Origin of the sequence: Pseudahrensia aquimaris (genome assembly GCF_042676045.1) — a bacterium.
GTDB classification, from domain to species: domain Bacteria; phylum Pseudomonadota; class Alphaproteobacteria; order Rhizobiales; family Rhizobiaceae; genus Pseudahrensia; species Pseudahrensia aquimaris.
Map to the genome: position 1 here is coordinate 435,107 of NZ_JBHTJV010000009.1, position 16,138 is coordinate 451,244.

The following is a 16,138-nucleotide window of genomic DNA, read 5'->3' on the forward strand; positions in this document are numbered from 1 at the left end:
TCACGATCCAACAGTGGCGCGGGCGGATACGAAGGAGACCGATATGGCTACCGTAAAAATCGACAGCGCCAACTTTGAATCAGACGTGCTCAACTCAGACACTCCCGTTGTGGTGGATTTTTGGGCTGAATGGTGCGGACCATGCAAAATGATTGCGCCAAGCCTGGAAGAAATTTCCAACGAGATGGGCGACAAGGTGAAGATCGCCAAGATCAACATGGACGAGAACCCTGATCTTGCAGCCCAGTTCGGCGTGCGCTCGATTCCCACTCTGCTGATGTTCAAAGACGGCGAGCCAACGGCGATTAAAGTCGGTGCAGCCCCTAAGAACTCGCTCGCTGACTGGATTTCCAGCGAAATCTAAGTGGATGCGAAATGCACGAATAAAAAGCCCGGCCCTGTGCCGGGCTTTTTGTTTCACCGCCAAATCACATCGCACGTTTTGCCCTCTTTTGAAGCCGCCGGTAGTGGTGTAGGCAATCGCCACCACAAACTGCCGGAACGATGATGTCAGAAAAACCCAAATCCGCTTCCGCCGTCGTCGACGGAGATTTGCAAGCTGCTCTGCTCTCCGAGGCTTTGCCTTTCATGCAAGCCTATGAAGGCAAGACGGTTGTCATCAAATACGGTGGTCACGCTATGGGTGACCAAGACCTTGGCCGCGCCTTTGCCCGCGACGTAGCGCTGCTGCGCCAGTCGGGCGTCGAACCCATCGTCGTCCATGGTGGCGGCCCGCAAATTGGCGCGATGCTCGAAAAAGTGGGTATCAAAAGCGAGTTCAAAAACGGCCTGCGCGTGACCGATAAAGCCACGATTGAGGTGGTAGAAATGGTGTTGGCTGGTTCGCTCAACAAGCGCATCGTTGCCGATTTCAACGCCGAAGGTGCTAAAGCCATCGGCCTGTGCGGCAAGGACGGCAACATGGTGCGCGTCGTCAAGGCCAAGCGCACTCAGCGTGATCCAGATTCCAATATTGAACAGATCATTGATCTGGGGTTCGTGGGCGAGCCGAAATCCATCGACATTACAGTGCTGGAAATGGTTGCCCATTCCGGCCTCATTCCCGTCATTGCACCCGTTGCACTGGGCGATGACAACGAGACTTACAACGTCAACGCCGATACGTTTGCGGGAGCCATTGCCGGTGCAATGGACGCCCAGCGCCTGTTGTTCCTGACTGACGTTCCTGGTGTGTTGGATAAAGACGGCAAGTTGATCGCACAGCTTACCGTAAAGGAAGCGAAAGCCCTTATGGATGACGGCACCATTTCCGGCGGCATGATACCGAAAGTGCAAACCTGCATCGAAGCGCTCAACAAGGGCGTTGAAGGGGTGGTGATCGTCAACGGCAAAGTGCCCCATGCGGTGCTGCTGGAACTCTTCACCAACCACGGCGCAGGGACGCTGATCGTCCGATGACCGCGCCGTACAAAGCCCATACGCCTGAAGAACTCTCAACTGCCTTCGGCCATGTGCGCGAATGGGTGTTTGACCTCGACAACACACTTTATCCCCGCCATTGCGATTTGTTTGCGCAGATCGATTGGAAAATGACGGACTATGTGTCCGAACTTCTTGGCAAGCCCAAGGATGAAGCCCGCAAGGTGCAAAAAGATATGTACCGCAAATATGGCACCACCCTGCGCGGCCTTATGGAAGAGCATCACATTGATCCACATGACTTCCTCGATAAGGTCCATGACATCGACTACTCGCCCGTTGAGCCAAATCCAGCTCTGGGCGCACTGATCGCTGCCTTGCCGGGCCGCAAACACATTTTCACCAACGGTGATGTGCCCCATGCAAAGCGCACAACCGATAGGCTGGGAATCACCGAGCATTTCGATGGTGTGTTCGATATCGTCGCCAGTAATTTAATGCCGAAGCCCGAAGTGGAGCCGTATCATAAGTTCATGTCCGAACATGCGGTCGACCCGACAAAGGCTGCGATGTTCGAAGACATGCCGCGCAATCTGGATGTGCCAAAGACGCTCTCTATGCGCACGGTCTTGGTTGTTCCCGCCCGTGGATCAGAGCATTCCGCTGAAGACTGGGAACATAAGGTAGAGAACGATGCGGCAATCGACTTTGCCACCGATGATCTCGACGTTTTCTTGGCGGATGTTCTGCAAGCGTTTGAAATTCAGCCCGCTACGAGCGATACCTGACCCATGGCGCTGCTTTTGGGGCTGGATACAGGCGGCACCTTTACCGATGCTGCACTGCTGGAAATCGGCGAAGGCCAGCCTCGTGTTATCGCCAAAGCCAAGGCTCTCACGACGCGGCATGATCTCGCCATTGGTTTGGCCGGTGCGGCGCAAAAAGCTATTGAAACGTCAGGTCGTTCCGCCTCCGAAATAGGGTTGGTGTCACTGTCCACCACGCTGGCCACAAATGCGTTGGTGGAAGGGCAAGGCGGGCGCGTTGCGCTTATCGCCATTGGCTTTGAGCCGCGTGACTTAGACAAAGCAGGACTGGCAGAGGCCTTGGGTTCCGATCCTGTGATTCACCTCGCAGGGGGCCACACCACCCACGGAGCACAGGCGGCGGAACTGGATCTGGCTCCTCTTGAAGCGCAGATCGGTGTGCTTACTGAAAGTGTATCCGGCTTCGCGGTCGCAGGATATTTTGCCGTGCGCAATCCAGCCCATGAACGCGCAGTGCGCGATTTCATTGCGGAGCGAACCGGAAAGGCCGTCACCTGCTCTCACGAATTATCGGCCAAATTGAACGGCCCAAAACGTGCGTTGACAACGGTTCTGAACGCTCGGCTTGTTCCGATGATAACCCGCCTCATCGCCGCCACCCGCCGCACGCTGGACGAAGCGGGGGTCACAGCGCCCGTTATGGTCGTGCGTGGCGATGGTGCTTTGGTAGGCGCAGATTTCGCCACCAGACGTCCCATTGAAACCATCCTGTCCGGCCCTGCTGCGAGCCTTGTTGGCGCGCGTTTCCTCACAGGCCTCGACAATGCCTTCGTCAACGATATTGGCGGCACAACTTCTGATATCGCTTTGCTGCAAGACGGTCGCCCCAAGATCGATGACCGCGGCGCGACGGTTGGCGGCTTCCGCACAATGGTTGAGGCCGTTGCGATGCACACGTTTGGTCTTGGTGGCGACTCTGAAGTGGGAACTGGAGGGTCTGCCTTGGCTCCTCAGATAACCCTCGGTCCGCGCCGTTTGGTGCCCGTCAGCCTGACTGCCAGTCAGCACGCAGATGCGGTTCATGCCGCGCTCGACCGGCAGTTGAAATCCGTCCTCAACGGACGTCACGATGCACGTTTTGCCTTTCGCTCGGGCAGCGGCATTGATGCTGGTCTGTCTGATGGTGAACGTCGCCTATTCGACAAGTTGGACCATGAGCCCATTGCGCTCGATCAGGTGCTAGAGGGCAATGCTCAGGCAGCCGCTCTCGCCCGATTGGTGGGGCGGGGCTTGGTCATGGTCGCTGGTCTTACCCCATCGGACGCCATGCACGCGCTGGGCAGAAACGATATTTGGGACGGGGATGCGGCGCTGAAAACCCTGCAGCTCTTCGCCCGCCGCCGCGATGGATCTGGCCAATCTCTGGCGCAAGACCCGCTCGATCTCGCCCATCGTATTGTAGCGCGCGTCGAGCGCCGTTCTGCCGAAGTGGTGCTGGAAACGGCATGGTCTATCGATGGCCGCGATGGTTCCGCCTTGGTCGGTCACGAACTGGTGCGCGACACGCTGGATCGGCGTCAGGAGGGGGCGGAAAATGCTGCCAATGTCGCCTTTGATATGGTTCTGTCCAAACCGCTCATCGGCCTTGGTGCATCGGCATTCCAGTATCACCCCGGTGCCGCGCGTCTTTTGGCGACGCAGGCTGTGGTTCCCGAACACGCCGATGTCGCCAACGCCATCGGAGCGGTTGTTGGCCAAATCGCCATGCGCGTTGAAATCACCATTACTCAACCCGTCGAAGGCCGCTTTTCTGTGACGGGCATCGATCTGCCTTTCGCGCAAGAATCCGAGGCGCTCGCTGCTGCCGAAGAACATGCTCGTATCGAGGCCAACAGGCTGGGCCGCGAGGCAGGCGCGGAGGAAATCGTGGTAACTGTGGATCAATCCATGAAACGCGCGGATTTCGAAGGCCGAGATATGCTTATCGAAGCGACAATAGTGGCGGTCGCAGCAGGCCGTCCGCCCATCGTGGGCTAATGGGCTTAAGCGAGGCTCGGCAGGACGCCGGGGAACCAATCGTAAAGCATGGCGAACAACAACAGCGCCAAAGCCAGCCGATATAACACAAAGATCAAAAACGAAGTGCGCTTCACCAAAGCCATCAGAATAGCGATGGCCGCGAGAGCGGCAAAGAATGTGAAGAAAGCAGCCAAGAGCGCGTCGCTCGGCACGCCGGTTCCCGCTTGCCATGCTTCAAGCGCGGTGAACAATCCGGCGACAGAAATCGCGGGAATGCCCAGCAAGAACGAGAAGCGTGCAGCCTCTCCGCGTTCAAAGCCCATGAACCGCGCTGCCGTGATCGTGATGCCTGAACGACTGGTACCGGGGATTAATGCCAAAGCCTGCGCGATGCCGATAACTACAGCGGGTCGCATGGTCATATCTTCCATTGTCTTCACGCGCTTGCCGACGACGTCTGCGACGTAAAGTAGAATACCGAAGATAACTGCGTTCCAGGCTACAATCTCCACACCGCGCATGGCTGCGGATGCGCCTGAGAATTTCAAGATCGCGCCGAATATGAGCGCGGGAATGGTGGCAATGATGATGTAACCGGCCATCTGCGCATTGCGCGTTTGCCGTCGGGCCAGAATGTCAAAGAAGCCTTTGATCAGCCCCATCACGTCTTTGCGGAAGTAAACCAATACCGCGAACAGCGAGCCAACATGGACCATGACATCTGTGATCAGCCCTTGATCCGACCAGCCGGTGAAGGCGGGAATGAGGATGAGATGGCCGGAGGATGAAACGGGCAAAAATTCCGTAAGCCCCTGCACGATAGCCAATATGAGAATCTGTTCGATGCTCATCGCGTGTTCCCGATGCTTCCGCCAACCGCTGCGTGCCTTGACGGCTAGTGGTAGCAAGTGTTTGTGTCGCTGTCAGGCTCCTATAGGGGCAAGCCGAATCGCACAAGATGGCACGGCCAAAGTGCCTCATATTGGACGGCTTTGCTCATCACATATCGACGGCAGAAAACCAAACAAACCCTTGCGGAAATTCCTCATATGACAGTGCTGTATCACCATCCAATGTCGTCCGGCTCTCGTGCAATCCGTTTGGCGCTAGGCGAACTTGGTGTGGAGCCGAATTTAGCTTTGGAAAACATCTGGGAAGGTCGCGAGGAGTTTTTACGGCTCAATCCGGCTGGTTCACTTCCCGTTTTGGTTGAAGACGATCAGCAGCCCGTTGTTGGCGCAACCGTGATCGGCGAATATCTTGATGAGACTCACGGCGTTATGAAGCCGGACCGACGCCTTACGCCAGAGGGCACGATGGCACGAGCTGAAATGCGCCGTTTGGTCGATTGGGCTTTGACGAAGCTGGAAGACGAAGTGACCCGCTATCTGGTGCAGGAGCGCGTGACGAAACGCCAAATGCCGGCCAGCGCAGGCGGCGGCGCACCTGATTCGTCTGCACTGCGCTTTGCACGGGGCAACTTGAAATATCACATTCAGTATCTTGGCTATTTGGCGTCCACCCGCAAATGGATGGCTGGTGACCATATGACGTTCGCAGACCTTGCAATTGCGGGCGCATTATCGGTGCTGGATTATATGGGCGAAGTAGAGTGGAGCGAAAACGAGCCGTTGAAAGACTGGTATGCACGCATGAAGTCGCGCCCATCCTTCCGCCCGCTTCTGGCCGAACGGCTCCGCGGCCTGCCGCCGGTTTCACACTACGTCGATCTGGACTTTTGACGCAGCCTTCCACACGCGAAAAGCTGCGCGCCACCTTGCGCAAGGAAGCGGCGGCAGCAGGCTTCGATGCCGTTGCGTTCACCACCGCAGACCTGCCTGCCGAGGTTGGCGACAACCTTCAGACTTTCATTGCAAACGGTCACCACGGCACGATGGATTGGCTGGCTAAAACATTCGAGCGTCGCGCTCATCCGCGCACACTCTGGAGCGAGGCTCGTTCTGTCATCGTGTTGGCGATGAACTACGGGCCAGACCACAACCCTCTCGACATTCTGCATCAGCGAGAGCGCGGCGCGATTTCAGTCTACGCACGCAACCGTGATTACCACGACGTCATGAAGGGCAGACTGAAGACGCTTGCGGCAAAACTCCTTTCCCGTGCAACGGAATTGGGCGAAACGGGCGAGGTTAAAGTGTTCGTAGACACCGCCCCCGTCATGGAAAAGCCCCTCGCCCAGCAGGCCGGGCTTGGCTGGCAAGGCAAGCACACAAACCTCGTTTCCCGCGAACTGGGCTCATGGTTCTTTCTGGGTTCGATCTTTACAACGCTTGATCTCGGCGAAGACAAACCCGAGGAGGACCACTGCGGAACTTGCCACAATTGCCTTGATATCTGCCCCACCAAGGCATTCCCGGCCCCCTACCAAATCAATGCCAGCCGTTGCATTTCCTATCTCACCATCGAGCACAAAGGTCCAATTCCGCACCAGTTTCGCAAACCGATGGGCAATAGAATTTACGGTTGCGATGATTGCTTGGCCGTCTGCCCGTGGAACAAGTTTGCTAACAGCGCGACCGAAGCAAAACTGGCGACACAGGTGGTCGAAAAGGATGACCGGTTGAGCGCCTTCTTGGCGCTGGACGATGCGGCTTTCCGTGCCTTGTTTTCCGGCTCCCCCGTGAAGCGGATTGGGCGTGATCGCTTTATCCGCAATTGCCTGATTGCTGCGGGAAATACTGAAGACCAGCAGTTTTCAAAGCATGTGGAGCAGCATCTCAGCGATCCTGACCCTTTGGTGCGCGGTGCGGCGGTATGGGCGTTGGGAGAGCTTGTGCCTGATGCAATGCAGCGCTACGCGAAGCACCGGGAAATGGAGCGGGACGAGCAGGTCTTGGACGAATGGGCGATGGTGGAAAAGCGATGAGCAACAACGCGATGAATATGCTGGTTTTGGGTGCCGGATTTTCTGGCACAGCCATCGCTCAAACGGCATTGAAACATGGCGCTACTGTTTTCGGCACGACCCGGTCTGACGATAAAGCTGCACGTTTGGAAGAGCTTGGCATCACGCCGATTGTGTTTGATGGCGCTAATTTGAGCCCTGCTTTGGAACAGGCATTAGGCAAGGTCACGCATCTGATCGTGTCCATCGCTCCACCTCGGGCAGAAGCCGACGATCCGGACGCGATCGTTGACCCAACCTTGCAAGCATTGGGCGATTTGAGCCTCACTAAAGCCGCACCAAGCCTGCGCTGGATCGGTTATCTTTCGACCGTTGGTGTCTACGGCAACCATGACGGCGCCTGGGTGGATGAAGCAACGCCGGCCAAACCGACCTCCGAACGTTCGCGGCAGCGGGTGCGGGCGGAGGCTGAATGGATGGCGGTCGGCGAAGCCACGGGTCTGCCCGTTGGCACGTTTCGGCTTTCGGGCATCTACGGCCCCGGCCGCAACGCCTTTCGCACGATTGAAAAGGGCAAATCTCGCCGACTGGTGAAGCAAGGCCAAGTGTTCAACCGCATCCATGTGGGTGACATCGCACAGGCGCTTTGCTTGGCGGCGGACAAACGCGCGGACGGCATCTTTAATATCACGGATGATTTGCCTGCACCGCCGCAAGACGTGGTGACGTTCGCCCACGAACTGATGGGCGTTGAGCCGCCGCCCGAAATCGATTTCGAGACGGCAGACTTGTCGCCAATGGCGCGGTCGTTTTACGGCGAAAACAAGCGCGTCTCCAACGCTAAATCGAAGGCTGTTTTGGGTCTGGAATATCGCTGGCCAGACTACCGCACCGCGCTGCAACGCATGTGGGACGAAAAAGACTGGTGATCAGGCTTTAAAATAGCCGCGATACCAATCGACAAACTGCGCGATGCCGTCTGCCAGCGGCGTATCGGGCGAAAACCCTACAGCCTTGCGCAAGTCTGATACATCCGCGCTTGTGGACTCCACATCTCCCGGCTGCATTGGCAAAAAATTCTTTATCGCCTTTTTGCCGAGCGCCGCTTCCAAGGTTTCGATGAATTCCATGAGCGGTACGGGCTTTGAATTGCCAATGTTGAAAATGCGGTAGGGTGCAGTCGATGTTGCGGTGTCTGGCGCTTGTGCGTCCCAGTTTTGATTGCCGTGGGGAATATGGTCTGCGACGCGCACAACGCCTTCCACGATGTCATCAATATAAGTGAAATCGCGAGCGTGTTGGCCTTGATTGAACACGTCGATCGTCTCGCCCGCCAGAATTTTTTGGGTGAACGAAAAATAGGCCATATCAGGCCGCCCCCAAGGCCCATAGACCGTGAAAAACCGCAGTCCTGTTAACGGCAGGCCATAAAGATGGGCGTAGGAATGAGCCATCATCTCGTTGGCTTTTTTCGTTGCTGCATAGAGCGACAGGGGGTGTTCGGTGGGAGTGTGCGGGCTGAAAGGCTGGTTTGCATTGGCCCCATATACGCTGCTGGAAGATGCAAAAACCAAATGCGCCACCTGCGCTTGGCGGCAGGCTTCCACAATGTTGAGAAAGCCTGTCAGGTTGGAATCACCGTAGGCTTGTGGATTCTCCAAACTATAGCGAACGCCCGCTTGCGCCGCGAGATGGATCACTCTGTCAAAACGATGTTGCGCAAACAGGGCATCAATGGCTGCGCGGTTGGCTATAGAGATTTCGTGAAACTCAATGGCATCGCGTCCAATGAGGCGATCAAGCCGCGCCTGTTTCAGCGTCGGGTCGTAGTAATTGTTGAGATCGTCCAGTCCAACAACATCATGACCTGCCGCCAGCAAAGCGCGTGCAACATGGGCGCCCACAAAGCCGGCAACGCCAGTGACAAGAATTTTCAACCCGCGTTCTCCTAGTTCCCGACATTTCCACGCATGACGGCGCAATTTAGGGACGGGTTACAGCGGAGACGATGAAATGAAAAGGCTTGAGACCTTTAAGCAGCCTTTGGCGCGGCACCGATAACGGATTGATCAACATGCGCTTCGAATTTGGCGAAGTTGTCGATGAACATCTGCACCAGTTTGGCAGCTTGCGCATCATAAGCATCTTGATCCGCCCACGTGTCACGGGGGGTCAGCAAAGCCGCATCCACGCCCGGCACATGCACGGGGACTTCGATGCCAAAATTCTCATCCACGCGCATGGCGGCTTCGTTAAGTGAACCGTCGAGTGCGCCTTTCAGCAGTGCCCGCGTTGCCTTGATCGGCATCCGCGAACCTTCGCCATAGGGTCCGCCCGTCCAGCCGGTATTGACCAGCCAGCACACAGAATTATGAGCACCGATCTTCTCCCGCAACAAATTGCCATAGACACTTGGATGGCGCGGCATGAAAGGTGCGCCAAAACAGGTTGAGAACGTGGCTTGGACGCCCGTCACGCCTTTTTCCGTGCCCGCCACTTTCGCGGTGTAGCCAGAAAGGAAGTGATACATGGCCTGTTCCGCTGTCATCCGTGCGATAGGCGGCAACACGCCAAACGCGTCCGCAGTCAGCATAATCACCGTTTGCGGGTGCGGTGCGAGGCCTGTTTCAGAAGCATTGGGAATAAAGTGCATCGGGTAAGCCACACGGGTATTTTCCGTCAGGCTACCATCGTCAAAGTCTGGCTCTTTGGTTTTTGGATCAATGATTACATTTTCCAAAACTGCACCGGGGCGTTGCGTCGTGGAATAAATCTCCGGCTCCGCCTCCTGGCTGAGCTTGATTGCCTTGGCGTAGCAACCGCCTTCGAAGTTAAAGATGCCATTGTCTGACCAGCCGTGCTCGTCGTCGCCCACAAGCGTGCGTGAAGCGTCGGAGGATAGAGTGGTCTTGCCAGTGCCCGAAAGACCGAAGAACAGCGCTGTGTTGCCCTCATGGGTGTTGGCCGAGCAGTGCATCGGCATGACGCCCTTCGCTGGCAGCAGGTAATTGAGCATCCCGAAGACACTCTTTTTTGTCTCGCCAGCATATTCTGTGCCACCGATGAGCACGATGCGACGCGATACGTTGACGGCAATCACTGTCTCCGACTTGCAGCCATGACGGGCAGGGTCCGCGCGAAAACTGGGCAGGTTGATGATCGTCAACTCGGGCTCGAAACCCTCAAGCTCTGTCTCGTCCGGGCGGCGCAGCAGGTGGCGAATAAAAAGGGCGTGCCACGCAAATTCTGTGAAAACCCGCGTGTCGATGCGGTAGGATGGATCAGCACCACCAAAGAGATCTTGGGCAAATAATTCTCGGCCCTGAGCATGAGCCTGAAAATCGGCCAACAGAGTATCGAAGTGTGCTTCGCTCATTGCCTGGTTATTGTCCCACCAAGCCGTGTCTTCTGTCTCCGCATCGCGAACCAGATACTTGTCGGTCGCGGAACGGCCCGTATGCTTGCCCGTGGTGACGGCAAGGGAGCCTTTAGCGGTTCGTTCTCCTTCGCCACGCGCCAGCGCCATGGCGAACAGCGTATCTTCGTCGTCGTTCCACGAAAGGCTTGCCAGATTGGTCAGACCGAACTTATCGGCGCCGAAATTTTCATTGTGTCGCCCGGTTTGTATCACGGTTGCGATCCTCTGACTTTGTGCAATTTCGGCCCAAAAAAGCCCCTGATTGCGGCGGACCCTATGGACATGACACATTCGTGACAAGCCAACGAAAGTCGATCTGAACGATTGAAATTGGGAAAATCGATTTAATTTCCCAAAGGTCAGCGCCACAATTTGCGCCCAATTTCCGGTGACATGGCACTTCCTGTTGGAACTTTGGCGTTAACGCACTAGATTCCGGCTAGGCAAATTTTCAATAATGCCTTTTGGAGCGTCCTAAATGCCCACAATTGCTCTCGTAGACGACGATCGAAACATCCTCACCTCCGTCTCCATCGCTTTGGAATCGGAGGGTTATAAGGTTGAGACCTACACAGACGGTGCATCCGCGCTGGATGGTTTAATGGTCCGCAAGCCCGATTTGGGCATTTTCGATATTAAAATGCCTCGCATGGACGGCATGGAGTTGCTGCGCCGACTGCGCCAAAAGTCCGACCTTCCAGTCATTTTCCTAACGTCGAAGGACGATGAGATCGACGAATTGTTCGGCCTGAAAATGGGTGCGGATGATTTTATCACCAAGCCGTTTTCCCAGCGCCTGCTCGTTGAGCGGGTCAAAGCTGTGCTGCGCCGTGTTGCCGCTCGCGCCGAAGGTGCCGTGCGCGATGAAGAAGCAACCGCGAAGTCTGTTTTGGAGCGTGGGCATCTGTCGATGGATCAAGAGCGCCACACAAGCGAATGGAAGGGCAAGCCGGTAACGCTCACCGTGACAGAGTTTCTCATTCTCTTCGCACTCGCCCAACGCCCCGGTGTCGTCAAAAGCCGCGATTCGCTGATGGATGCTGCCTACGACGATCAAGTTTATGTTGATGACCGGACCATCGACAGCCACATCAAGCGGTTGCGCAAAAAGTTCAAAGCCATCGACGATTCGTTTGATATGATCGAAACGCTTTACGGCGTCGGCTACCGCTTCCGCGAAGGCTGATCGCCTTGCTGGCGCGCAACGAACCGCAGGCACCTGCGCTTCCCAACGACGCTACGACTCCAAGTTTTTCTGAACCACCGGCATCGCCCAAGCGGCGAAAGCGTTCGGGTCTTCGTAACTTTATCAGCCGAACCGTATTCTCCACGCTCGGCCAGCGAATTTTGCTGATCAACATTCTGGGTCTGCTGGTTCTTGTTTCCGGCATTCTCTATCTCAACCAATTCCGCGAAAGCCTGATCGAAGCGCGGGTTGAAAGCCTGCTGACCCAAGGCGAGATTATTTCCGGTGCCATTGGCTCCCGTGCCACAGTGGAAACGGACGCGCTGGCGATTGATATAGACAAGCTGGCTGAATTACGCGCCGGCGAAAGCATCGCACCCAATGTGTCGGAAAGCCTCGATTTTCCCATTGATCCCGAAGAGGTGGCGCCGGTTCTGCGCAGACTTATTTCGCCAACTCGCACCCGCGCCCGCATCTTTGCGCCCGATGGCGAAATCCTGCTCGATTCAGCGCGGCTGTTTTATTCCAGAGGTCAGATTCTGCGGTTTGATTTGCCGCCGCCGGACGGTGGTAGTGCCTCGCTTTGGCAGACAGTTGAGAACACGTTTAACAACATCTTCTTCCGCAGCAACTTGCCGATCTACACCGACCCCGCCGATGGCAATGGCACGGCATATTCCGAAGTTGTCACGGCGCTAACCGGCGTTCCTGCGAGCAAGACCCGCCGCACAGTGGAGGGCGATACGATTGTCTCGGTTGCGGTTCCTGTTCAGCGATCCCGCGCTATTTTGGGTGTTCTGCTGCTGTCCACGCAGGCGGGCGATATTGACAAGATCATCCGTGGCGAGCGCCAAGCGATTGGCCGCACGTTTGCGGTGGCACTACTTGTAACGTTGCTTCTCTCCTACCTGCTGGCCTCCACCATTGCCAAACCGCTCAAAAAACTCTCTGCCGCCGCCGAGCGTGTCCGTCTTGGCGTGCGCAAGCGTGAAGAAATTCCGGATTTTTCCGACCGTCATGACGAAATCGGGCATCTCTCCACATCCCTTCGAGACATGACGGATTCGCTCTACAACCGTATTGAGGCCATCGAGCGTTTTGCCGCTGATGTGAGCCACGAGTTGAAGAACCCGCTCACCAGCCTGCGCAGCGCGGTGGAGACGTTGCCGCTGGCCAAGCGCGACGAACAACGCGAAAGCCTGCTGGCTATCATCCAGCATGATGTGCGTCGCCTCGATCGCCTTATCAGTGATATTTCCGATGCGTCTCGCCTCGATGCTGAGTTGGCACGGGAGGATGCAGCGAATGTCGATCTGGTCGCTTTGCTGGAATCGATCAACGACACTTATTCAAACATCGCCCGCAACACCAAGGGCAATTCCGCGAAGATATCGCTAACGATCGAGAATCAAGGTGATGCCCGTCGCACAAGCAAAACCGCCCCGCGCTGGATCGTTTCCGGGCACGAAGGGCGCCTTGGGCAGGTGATGGCCAATTTGATCGAGAACGCCCGCACCTTTGTGCCGGAACGTGGAGGGCAGATCGACGTCACCCTTCGCCGCCGTGGCAACCGCGCCATCATCACTGTTGCTGATAATGGCCCCGGTATAGACCCTGAAAACTTCGAGCGGGTTTTCGAGCGTTTCTACACCGACCGTCCGGGTGCAGAATCTTTCGGTCAGAATTCCGGGCTTGGCCTGTCTATCACACGTCAGATTATTGATGCCCACAACGGCACCATCAAAGCCGGTAACATCATGAACAATGATACACGACTGGGTGCGATTTTCACGGTTTCACTGCCGCTGAATCTTAAAGCGAGTGGCGTCAATGGCTGATGATAGGCTTACGCCCACCGTTCACGCTTGCGCTGTCGTTTTGGGCCGTTTCGGTGTGTTGATTGAAGGCGCATCTGGGAGCGGCAAAAGCCGTCTTGCCGATGCGCTCATTGAAGCCGCCCATCAAAAAAACCAATTTGCCCGTTGGGTAGCGGATGATCGGGTTGTGATCAGCGGCGAAGGAAGCAGGTGTACTGCCAGCGCCCCGCCAGTAATTGCCGGACAGGCCGAGCACGCCTTTCTGGGAATTGTTGATACACCTCATCTGGAATCGGCGAAAATCGATCTCGTTGTACGCCTGCTGCCGTCCGATCCTCTGGAGCGCATGCCGTTTACCACTGAAAGCCGCTACGGATTGCCGCTGCTTTTCGTGCCACAACGGGCACTTTCCGTGTCTGTGCCGCTTGTTCAGGCCCGTTTGCGCCAAATCGGCTAGTTTTTGCTTGCAAGTCTCAACAGGCGTGCAAACATATGCCTCGTAATGCGTCCAAACAGGATACGCGGTCTGATGATCGGACTGGTGCTCGTAACTCATGGTGGTCTGGCAAACGAGTTTCAACTCGCGCTGGAGCATGTTGTTGGTCCCCAGGAGCAGGTCGAGACGGTTTCCATCGGGCCCGATGACGACATGGAGCAGCGCCGCCGCGATATTCTCGACAGCGTCGGTAGGGTCAACAAGGGCATGGGCGCGATTATTCTTACCGATATGTTCGGCGGCACGCCTTCGAATCTTTCCATATCCATCATGGAGCCAGGAATGATTGAGGTCGTGGCCGGCGTCAATTTGCCGATGCTCATCAAACTTGCAGGTGTTCGCGCCAACGACGATATGCAGGCAGCGCTGGATGCCGCATTGGAATCGGGGCGTCGGTATATCAATGTGGCCAGCCAGGTATTAGCGGGGCAGTCTTGAAACAACGGGGCAAGCGGGTTGCGATGTCATGGGCAACCAAGGGTGGAAGCAGGGACCAGAAGATGAGTGGGCAGGCAGCGCAGAGCGCCAATGACAACAGCAACCAGGGTGGTGGCTTGAAATCTGAGAGTAAAGTGAAAAACGGGGTCGAAATTCGCCGGTTCGACATCTGCAACATGCGCGGCCTGCATGCGCGCGCTTCAGCAAAATTTGTCCGAACGGCGGAAGAGTTCAATGCTGATATTCAAGTCTCTAAAGACGGAAGCACGGTCAGTGCAACTTCGATCATGGGCTTGATGATGCTGGCAGCTGCGCCGGGTTGCAGCATCGAAGTGTCTGCTTCAGGCAAACAGGCTGGTGAGGCGCTTGATGCCTTGGAAGAGCTTGTTGCAGACCGTTTCGGCGAAGGCGAATAGGCTTATCTACATCCTGCGAAGCGCCACCATATCGACGCCGTGATCCGCCCCCTTGTGAAGCACAAGGTCTGCGCGCAGCCGCGTCGGCAGAATATTTTCTTTCAGATTGCGCAGGTTGATGTTTTCCCAAAGATCAATGGCAATCGCCATCGCCGCATCGGGTGAAATTTCTGCATAGCGGTGGAAGAAACTCTGAGGGTCGCGAAAAGCTGTATCGCGAAGACGCATGAAACGATCAATATACCAGCGGCGGATGACTTCAGCGTCGGCATCAATGTAGATCGAAAAATCGAAGAAATCCGATACGAAGGGCACGCCCTGTCCGTCTCTCGGCAACTCGCTGGTTTGCAGCACGTTGATGCCTTCGAAGATCAGAATGTCCGGTCGATCAACGATTGCGTGTTTTCCCTCCAGCACATCATAGACCATGTGCGAATAAAGCGGTGCCTTTACGTTGCGATGACCGGATTTAATGTCGGTGAGAAACTCCAAAATCCGCCGCCGGTCGAAACTCTCAGGGAAGCCCTTGCGATCCATCAAATTTCTGCTGCGTAATTCCTCATTCGGCAGAAGAAATCCATCCGTGGTAATCAGATCCACCTTCGGACTTGAAGGCCACCGCGCCATCAATTCACGCAAGATGCGGGCGGTTGTCGATTTGCCAACGGCCACCGAGCCCGCAATGCCGATAACAAAGGGCGTTTTGTGACCCTTTGTGTTCAGGAATTGCCGGCGTTGTTGATAGAGATTTTGCGCTGCTTCTACATGGCTCGACAACAAGCGCGATAACGAAAGATAGATGCGTTGCACCTCATCCAGAGCAATCGGGTCGTTCATTGCGCGCAGCCGCTCGACTTCGGCTTCGGAAAGCGTGAGCGGTGTGTCGGCGCGGAACTCTGCCCATTCGTCTATGCCGAAAACCAGATAGGGCGACAGATTAACGTCGCCAAATATCTTCTCGATTTTCGCACGCCTGTTTTTCGAAACCATCGGGTCAGCCGCCGCGTGATGCTTTTTCAGTGATGCCGGATTGGCCCGTGCGCCGTTCCAATTCGTCCATCACATCCCCCACGCTCACCTCCTTCATATGCAGAACGACCAGCAGGTGAAACAGTAGATCAGCGGCTTCATCGCGGGTCTTGGTGCTGTCTTCGGCAATCGCGGCGATGACGGTTTCCACCGCCTCTTCGCCCAGCTTTTCTGCCGCTTTGTTGATGCCAGAGCCAACAAGCGTTGCCGTCCAAGACGAGGCGTCACCAGACGTTGCACGCGTAGCGATAATGGCTTCCAGATCTTGCAGAGAGAAATTGGTCAATGCGGCTCCTCACCCATTGG

Annotated in this window: 17 protein-coding genes; 12 read left to right on the top strand and 5 right to left on the bottom strand. The window is 56.1% G+C overall.

Annotated features, from left to right (window positions below; genetic code table 11):
- The first annotated feature begins 43 nt into the window (after positions 1–43).
- The 4 genes from trxA to ACFQ14_RS10845 all read left to right on the top strand — a co-directional run bounded on the left by trxA (position 44) and on the right by ACFQ14_RS10845 (position 4,184).
- Entirely contained in the window at positions 44–364 is a 321-nt protein-coding gene (trxA, locus tag ACFQ14_RS10830) for a thioredoxin (protein ID WP_377212746.1), read from the top strand.
- Positions 365–507: 143 nt separating this feature from the next.
- Positions 508–1,419 carry an acetylglutamate kinase gene (gene argB / locus ACFQ14_RS10835; RefSeq protein WP_377212747.1) on the top strand — a complete coding sequence of 304 codons (912 nt, stop codon included), beginning with the start codon at positions 508–510 and terminating at the stop codon, positions 1,417–1,419.
- On the top strand, positions 1,416–2,168 hold the full coding sequence (locus ACFQ14_RS10840) for a pyrimidine 5'-nucleotidase (protein WP_377212748.1): 753 nt from the start codon (positions 1,416–1,418) through the stop codon (positions 2,166–2,168). The genes argB and ACFQ14_RS10840 overlap by 4 nt, the downstream gene beginning before the upstream one ends.
- 3 nt (positions 2,169–2,171) lie before the next feature.
- Entirely contained in the window at positions 2,172–4,184 is a 2,013-nt protein-coding gene (locus ACFQ14_RS10845) for a hydantoinase/oxoprolinase N-terminal domain-containing protein (protein ID WP_377212749.1), read from the top strand.
- A gap of 5 nt (positions 4,185–4,189) precedes the next feature.
- Here ACFQ14_RS10845 and ACFQ14_RS10850 read toward each other — a convergent pair whose 3' ends face one another.
- A complete protein-coding gene (locus tag ACFQ14_RS10850) occupies positions 4,190–5,017 on the bottom strand; it encodes an undecaprenyl-diphosphate phosphatase (protein WP_377212750.1) in 828 nt (275 codons plus the stop codon).
- A 198-nt stretch (positions 5,018–5,215) separates the two neighbouring features.
- Between ACFQ14_RS10850 and ACFQ14_RS10855 the strand changes: the two genes are divergently transcribed.
- The 3 genes from ACFQ14_RS10855 to ACFQ14_RS10865 are packed head-to-tail and all read left to right on the top strand — an operon-like array spanning position 5,216 to position 7,961.
- Complete coding sequence (locus ACFQ14_RS10855) at positions 5,216–5,908, top strand: glutathione S-transferase family protein (protein WP_377212751.1); 693 nt, start codon at positions 5,216–5,218, stop codon at positions 5,906–5,908.
- Positions 5,905–7,053 carry a tRNA epoxyqueuosine(34) reductase QueG gene (gene queG / locus ACFQ14_RS10860; RefSeq protein WP_377212752.1) on the top strand — a complete coding sequence of 383 codons (1,149 nt, stop codon included), beginning with the start codon at positions 5,905–5,907 and terminating at the stop codon, positions 7,051–7,053. Before ACFQ14_RS10855 ends, queG begins: the two co-directional genes overlap by 4 nt.
- A gap of 11 nt (positions 7,054–7,064) precedes the next feature.
- Positions 7,065–7,961 (top strand): SDR family oxidoreductase, encoded by an 897-nt coding sequence (locus ACFQ14_RS10865; RefSeq protein ID WP_377212954.1) that lies wholly within the window; start codon positions 7,065–7,067, stop codon positions 7,959–7,961.
- On the opposite strand, the gene ACFQ14_RS10870 is transcribed toward ACFQ14_RS10865, so the two are convergent.
- Both ACFQ14_RS10870 and ACFQ14_RS10875 read right to left on the bottom strand, forming a co-directional pair.
- Positions 7,962–8,969, bottom strand: a complete 1,008-nt coding sequence (locus ACFQ14_RS10870; protein ID WP_377212753.1) for an NAD-dependent epimerase — start codon at positions 8,967–8,969, stop codon at positions 7,962–7,964.
- A gap of 95 nt (positions 8,970–9,064) precedes the next feature.
- The gene (locus ACFQ14_RS10875; RefSeq protein ID WP_377212754.1) at positions 9,065–10,663 is read right to left on the bottom strand and encodes a phosphoenolpyruvate carboxykinase; all 1,599 of its coding nucleotides are present in this window, start codon (positions 10,661–10,663) and stop codon (positions 9,065–9,067) included.
- Between the two features lie 265 nt (positions 10,664–10,928).
- Here ACFQ14_RS10875 and ACFQ14_RS10880 point away from each other — a divergent pair, with 265 nt between their 5' ends.
- The 5 genes from ACFQ14_RS10880 (at position 10,929) to ACFQ14_RS10900 (ending at position 14,803) form a co-directional block, all read left to right on the top strand.
- Positions 10,929–11,636: a response regulator gene (locus tag ACFQ14_RS10880; protein WP_377212755.1), complete on the top strand. Its 708-nt coding sequence runs from the start codon at positions 10,929–10,931 to the stop codon at positions 11,634–11,636.
- Positions 11,637–11,641: 5 nt separating this feature from the next.
- Entirely contained in the window at positions 11,642–13,474 is a 1,833-nt protein-coding gene (locus ACFQ14_RS10885) for a stimulus-sensing domain-containing protein (RefSeq protein ID WP_377212756.1), read from the top strand.
- Positions 13,467–13,910, top strand: coding sequence for an HPr kinase/phosphatase C-terminal domain-containing protein (locus ACFQ14_RS10890; RefSeq protein WP_377212757.1), 444 nt, complete (start codon positions 13,467–13,469; stop codon positions 13,908–13,910). Before ACFQ14_RS10885 ends, ACFQ14_RS10890 begins: the two co-directional genes overlap by 8 nt.
- A 72-nt stretch (positions 13,911–13,982) precedes the next feature.
- Positions 13,983–14,387 (top strand): PTS sugar transporter subunit IIA, encoded by a 405-nt coding sequence (locus ACFQ14_RS10895; protein WP_377212758.1) that lies wholly within the window; start codon positions 13,983–13,985, stop codon positions 14,385–14,387.
- 62 nt (positions 14,388–14,449) lie between these two features.
- Positions 14,450–14,803: an HPr family phosphocarrier protein gene (locus tag ACFQ14_RS10900; RefSeq protein ID WP_377212759.1), complete on the top strand. Its 354-nt coding sequence runs from the start codon at positions 14,450–14,452 to the stop codon at positions 14,801–14,803.
- A gap of 6 nt (positions 14,804–14,809) precedes the next feature.
- On the opposite strand, the gene coaA is transcribed toward ACFQ14_RS10900, so the two are convergent.
- Positions 14,810–15,793, bottom strand: coding sequence for a type I pantothenate kinase (gene coaA / locus ACFQ14_RS10905; RefSeq protein WP_377212760.1), 984 nt, complete (start codon positions 15,791–15,793; stop codon positions 14,810–14,812).
- Positions 15,794–15,797: 4 nt separating this feature from the next.
- A complete protein-coding gene (locus ACFQ14_RS10910) occupies positions 15,798–16,118 on the bottom strand; it encodes a phosphoribosyl-ATP diphosphatase (protein WP_377212761.1) in 321 nt (106 codons plus the stop codon).
- Positions 16,119–16,138: the final 20 nt, after the last annotated feature.